We start from the raw sequence: 5,948 nt of genomic DNA, 5'->3' as shown, positions 1-5,948 counted from the left end.
CCGCGCCCCGAATCGGCCTGGCCCTCGGGTCCGGAGGCGCCAGAGGCCTTACCCACCTCGGTGTGCTGAAAGGTCTCATCAAGCATGGCATCCCCATAGACGTTGTCGCGGGGTCGTCAATGGGAGCGGTGGTGGGTGCGATGTACGCCGCCACCCTGGATGTGACCTGGATGGAGCAGCGGTTTCGGGAAATGCTCACCAGCGAGGCCTACGCTGAATCGGGCATCGACTGGGTAAAGGTCCAGAGCCCCGGCGCCGAACCCGGCTTCCTCCAATGGGCGGCCCGCTATGTCCGTAACAAACTCGTACTCAACTTTTCCGACAGCCGCTCGGGAGTGGTGAATTCCGCACGCTTGGCCCGGGTAATCGAATTCCTCCTGCCCGTTCGCACCTTCGAGGAGCTGCGGATCCCCTTCGCCTGCTGCGCGGTGGACCTTAACAGCGGTCAGAACGTAGTCCTCGACCAGGGCGATCTCATTCAGGCCGTAGTCGCCAGCGGGTGTATTCCCGGATACCTCGCTCCGGTCACCATGGATGATAAGCTCCTTATTGACGGTGCCGCCGGCGAGCCGATACCCGGTGCTGTCGCTCACAAGCTGGGGGCCGACTTCGTCATCGCCGTCGACGTTTCCATCAATAGGTTCGAACCCCTGGCGGAGCAGAACATACTTGGTATCCTCGGACGCGCTAGTGAAATTACCGCCACTAAATTATCCCAGGCTCAGGAACACCAGTGGGACTTCCATATCCATCCGGACACCCTTAATCTCCACTGGACCCAGTTTGATCATCTGGAGCGGTTAATCTTGAATGGAGAACAGGCCGTGGACGAACGAATCGATGCCCTTCAGCAGAAACTCAGACAGGTTCAGGGAGTTAAAGGGTATCTGCGAAGGAAAACCGAGCACGTCAGGGCCCTGAATTAGATACGTATCTCGTCGGCTTGGAGACTGCACTCCTGGTAAAACCACAGTAAAATGTACGTCATGTTCCTACGCTGGATCAGATTACTACTCCTGAGCGCTACTTTCAGCGCCGCCCCTCTTCCAGGCCAGTTCCCCTCCGACGTGGTCCTGACGGCGATTTCCGTTGACCGCGCCGCTGTGCGCCCGGGCGAACAGATCGTACTGCAGGCCGCTATCGATATCCAACCGGGCTGGCATATCTACGCCAGCGATATCAGCGGCCTCGGCCCGGTTCCCACCCACTTCGAACTGGATGACAGCACCCTGGTCTCAGCTGTCGGCCCCTTCCGGGAACCCCAGTCCAAGCGGGTGTGGGACGAGGGCTTTCGGATCGAGGTTGGCTGGCATTCGGGTAGCCTGAAAGTAAGCCAGGCCCTGGCGCTCGCCGAGAATCTACCACCCGGTCCTATGTCCTTCGACGGGCAGTTCGTCTACATGGCCTGCACCGAGAGCCATTGCCTGCCGCCAACCTATCAACGCTTCAGCATCCCGCTGCAGGTGGAGGCCGGGCCGGTTCGGGATGCCTACGTCTTTCGGACCGCCAGACCGGCCCTGGCCGCCGTGACCGGACTGGAGGGGACCGAACTGCAGCATGCCATCCGACAAGGACTGTGGTCCTTTCTCTTGCTCTCCATGGCCATGGGCCTGGTGTCACTTCTGACACCCTGCGTCTTCCCCATGATTCCGATCACCGTCTCGTTCTTTCTCAAGCACGGTGAGTCGGGTGGCATCTCACCCTTGAAAGGGGCCGGCTTATACGGCATAGGGATCGTTATTATCTATTCGCTCCTGGGGTTCCTGCTGGCCCTCACCCTGGGAGCCACCGGCGCCAACCAGCTGGCCTCCAACCCCTGGGTAAACCTGTTCCTGGGCGGACTGTTCGTCTATTTCGCCCTCAGCCTGTTCGGAATGTATGAAATCCAGCTGCCGGCGAAGCTGCGCCAGTTCAGCCTGGCACAGGAAGCCCGGGGAGGCCTGCTGGGAATTTTCTTCATGGCCCTCACCTTTACCCTCACCTCCTTCACCTGCACCATTCAGTTCGTGGGGCTGCTGCTGGTGGCGGCCAGCCAGGGCCATTACCTGTGGCCCGCTATCGGGATGGTCACCTATTCCGTCACCTTCGCGCTACCCTTCTTCCTCCTGGCCCTCTTTCCCCAGTACCTGGCCCAACTGCCCAGGAGCGGCGGCTGGCTGAATTCGGTCAAGGTGGTGATGGGCTTTCTGGAAATGGCCGCCGCCTTCAAGTTCGTCAGCAATTCCGATCTCGTGTGGGGCTGGGGCTTCTTCAACCACCAGATGGTCCTGGCCTCGTGGACCGTGATCCTCCTGCTGATCGGCCTGTACCTGCTGGGTAAGATTCAGCTCCCTCACGATTCCCCGGTGGAAAAGGTCTCCGTCTCCCGGCTGATTATCAGCGGGGCCTTCCTCATCTTCGGTCTTCTGCTGGCCGCCGGCCTGATCGGGCAGAAAATCCCGGGGCTGGTGGAGGCCTACCTCCCACCACGCGTCGAGGCGGCGCAGGAAGGAGTGGTGCTCAGCAACGAAATCGGGAGGCTCCACTGGTACAGCGAATATGAAGATGCCCTGGCCCAGGCCCGGCTGACCGGCCAGCCCATCTTCCTGGATGTAACCGGCTACACCTGCACCAATTGCCGCTGGATGGAAGCCAATATCTTTACCAAACCGGCCGTCGTTGAACGGTTCAGAAAGTTCGTGCTTCTGCGCCTCTATACGGACGGCGGCCAGAACTTCCGGGAAAAGCAGCAGTTTGTGATCGAGCGGTTCGGTACCGCCGCCCTGCCCTTTTACGTTATCCTGGCCCCCGACGGCAGCGAAATTACCCGCTTTCCGGGCATGACCAGGGATGAGCAGGAGTTCGTCGCCTTCCTGGACCGGGGACTGCGTAAAGGACTGGTCCTATCATCAGGGGAACCTGTCTCTGACCGATGAAAATGCCAATTATATGACACTTCAACAAAATAATAACGCAATGCGGGAACTATTGTCAGGGTTGCTTCCTGAAATCCACCATGGTTACCTTCGCGGCACTCAGATTGATAAACCAGGAATAACTGAACATCAGTAACACTAAGGTCTTGATGATTATGGTTCGAAAGTGGACAGTTGGATTTGTTGTCGCTGTTATCGGCTTGCTCGTACTAAGCGGCAGTATAGGTCGTTCAACACCCCAGGTTCAGCAGCAGCCTACGGAAACCATCCTGGCTCCGGATTTCACCCTCCGCAACCTCAACGGCGAGAAGGTTACCCTGAGCCAGCTGCGGGGCAAGATTGTGCTGTTGAATTTCTGGGCTACCTGGTGCGGTCCCTGCCGCTGGGAAATACCCGACCTGAGCCGGATCTACTCCGCCTATAAGGATAAGGGTGTAGTGGTCCTGGGGGTCTCCTGGGACAATCTTTCCAATGCACAGATCAAAACCTTCGTCACCAACTACAAGGTTACCTATCCCATCCTACACGGAACTCAGTCCGAGCTGTCAGAGGTGGGAAAAGCCTACCGCTGGCAGGGATACCTGCCGACCACCTACGTGATTGACCGCCAGGGGCATATTCAGGAGGTGCATGTCGGTGCCCGCAACGAGAAGTTCTTCCTGAAGAGTATCGAACCGCTGCTCTAGATCCCTTACCGCACTCAACAGACACATTTCCATCAGGCTGAGGATCAGGAACCGCTGCCCATCCCTGGCCTCCAACTCACCGGCTTTCCTGATGATCAGGGCGGCCAATATCGTTTGCCCCCCTAAATGACATCCGTAACTTATATAAATATTATGCTACAACTATGGGAGGCAGCATGAAATCGGTCCGCACCTTCCTCTTCAGCTTCGCCTTCATAAGTGGTTTTGTCTGGGCCACGGAGTCCTACTGGCAACAGGATGTCCACTACACCATGCAGGTTCGCCTGGACACGGAGAATCACCAGCTCACCGGGACGTCCCACATCGTCTATACCAACCATTCACCCGACTCACTCCGGCACTTTTTCCTGATGCTCTATCCCAATGCTTTCAAGCCGGGGTCGGTGAGATACCGGGAAGCACAACAGATTTATAGACGGCCCGCGTATCCGAGGGCAACCCCAAGAGCCTACATATCCGAAGACAACCCCAGCGGCATCGACATATCATCGCTCACCCTCACCCTGCCATCGGGTGCCGCCACTTCCAGCTTCAAGGTGGACGATACGATTCTGGAGGTGGCGCTGCCCGAGCCCCTCGCGCCCGGAGCCCGGCTGACCCTGGACCTCGAGTGGGTCCACACCGTGCGCCGGCACACCGGCCGGGCCGGCTATCGCGGAGAACAATACGATATGGCCCAGTGGTACCCCAAGGTGGTAGTCTACGACGAGCACGGCTGGAACAACGAACCCTTCCACCTGATGGGCGAGTTCTACGGCGAATTTTCCACTTTTGATGTCACTATTGACGTGCCCTACAGCTATGTGTTGGGGGCTACCGGCGTCGTCACCAGCGGCGATCCCGGCTGGGAAGCGGCCCGGGTGGATACCTCCGTGCCATTCAACAAGTGGTCCGAAACCTACCGGGAAGAACGGGAAAGCCGACTGGCTGGGAAAGAAGATGAACGCCGTACCATTACCTTCCACGCGGAAAAGGTCCACGACTTCGCCTGGATCGCCTCCGCTGACTTCGTTTATGAGAGCGGGAGCTGGAACGGCACCCAGGTGAACGTCCTTTATAACCTGCGGGTAGGTCAGGATTGGACTAAAAAGGTGGTGCAACGGAGCGAGCGGACCCTGGAATGGCTGTCGACCAGGTTCGGGCCCTATCCCTATCCCCAGGTGACAACCACCCATGCCCTGATGGGCGGCGGCATGGAGTACCCCATGCTGGTAATGAACGGTTCCGAATCCGAAAGCCTTATCGTCCATGAAATCGGCCACATCTGGTTCTACGGCATGCTAGGCAACAACGAAATGGAAGAGGCCTGGCTGGATGAGGGTTTCACCACCTTCCAGACCAGCTGGTATATGACCAGCCGCTACGGTCACCTGGGCGTCGATCAGACCGCCCTGCCCGACACATGGTTTCAACGGCACCGGAAACGCACCCCCAGCCTGGCACAGGTTCAATGGCTGGGAGCCAGTCTCCAGACAAGCGGCTATAATGAACCCATCGCCACCGCCGCCTACCGCTCCGGAAGCAGCTTCGCCTACGGCCGCAACGCTTATACCAAGGCATCACTCATGCTGGAACAGCTCCAATATATCCTGGGAGAAGAGACGTTTGACCGTGCTATGCAGAGCTATTACCGTCAATGGGCGCTGAAACACGTCAATGAGTACCGTTTCCGCCGGGCCATGGAGCAGGCCAGCGGCCAGGAACTGGACTGGTTCTTCGACCAGTGGCTCCACACTGCCGGCTACCTGGACTATGCACTTAAGGGCTGGAAGCAGCACCCTACCGACGAGGGCTACGAAGTGACCGTCAATCTGCTTCGTAAAGGTCCCTGGGAGGCCCCGGTGGTGGTGGAGGCCATCACGGCCACCGGGCAACGGGTGCGCACCACCTGGGATGACTTCCGCCACCAGACCACCGGTACCGTCACGCTGCAGGCGCCGGAAAAAGTGCGCCGGATCGTACTGGACCCCGACGATAAACTCATGGATATCGACCCGCGCAACAACCGCAGCGGTATGCTACCTACCAGCGTTGGTTTTATGCCGCTGGTGGCCTATTACCTCCCCAGGGATCGCTACACCCTCGCCTATTGGCCCGCAGTATGGTATAACTACACCGATCAGCTGACCCCGATGGTGCGGCTCAACCGCTGGTATGGCCCCGGCTTCGATACCCCCTACTCGGACACGGAGATGGGATTGGGATATGGTCCCGGTTCCGGTGCGCTGGATTGGCACCTGGAGCACCGCTGGCCGCTGTTTCTCTATGACACCCGCCTCACGGGGACGCTGGAGGCCTTCGACCGGGACGGTGTGCGGGGGGCCAG

At 58.8% G+C, this 5,948-nt stretch carries 4 protein-coding genes; all 4 read left to right on the top strand.

Features of this window, described 5'->3' with window-relative positions; genetic code table 11:
- On the top strand, positions 1-926 hold a 926-nt coding region (locus ACETWG_03925), incomplete at its 5' end, for a patatin-like phospholipase family protein (protein MFB0515737.1).
- A 60-nt stretch (positions 927-986) separates the two neighbouring features.
- A complete protein-coding gene (locus ACETWG_03920; protein MFB0515736.1) occupies positions 987-2,915 on the top strand; it encodes a cytochrome c biogenesis protein CcdA in 1,929 nt (642 codons plus the stop codon).
- A 155-nt stretch (positions 2,916-3,070) separates the two neighbouring features.
- Positions 3,071-3,601 carry a peroxiredoxin family protein gene (locus ACETWG_03915; GenBank protein ID MFB0515735.1) on the top strand — a complete coding sequence of 177 codons (531 nt, stop codon included), beginning with the start codon at positions 3,071-3,073 and terminating at the stop codon, positions 3,599-3,601.
- Positions 3,602-3,777: 176 nt separating this feature from the next.
- A partial coding sequence (locus ACETWG_03910) for a M1 family metallopeptidase (GenBank protein MFB0515734.1) occupies positions 3,778-5,948 on the top strand: 2,171 nt, incomplete at its 3' end.

This window comes from Candidatus Neomarinimicrobiota bacterium (genome assembly GCA_041862535.1).
Classification (GTDB): Bacteria; Fidelibacterota; Marinisomatia; order SCGC-AAA003-L08; family TS1B11.
The sequence above is the reverse complement of the archived record's forward strand: the minus strand, read 5'-3'. Positions and strand labels throughout refer to the sequence as shown.

What these genes read in the sequence shown, in the direction of transcription:
- ACETWG_03920 (MFB0515736.1), top strand. Translation starts at nt 987, where the DNA reads ATGTTCCTACGCTGGATCAGATTACTACTCCTGAGCGCTACTTTCAGC.
- ACETWG_03915 (MFB0515735.1), top strand. Translation starts at nt 3,071, where the DNA reads ATGGTTCGAAAGTGGACAGTTGGATTTGTTGTCGCTGTTATCGGCTTG.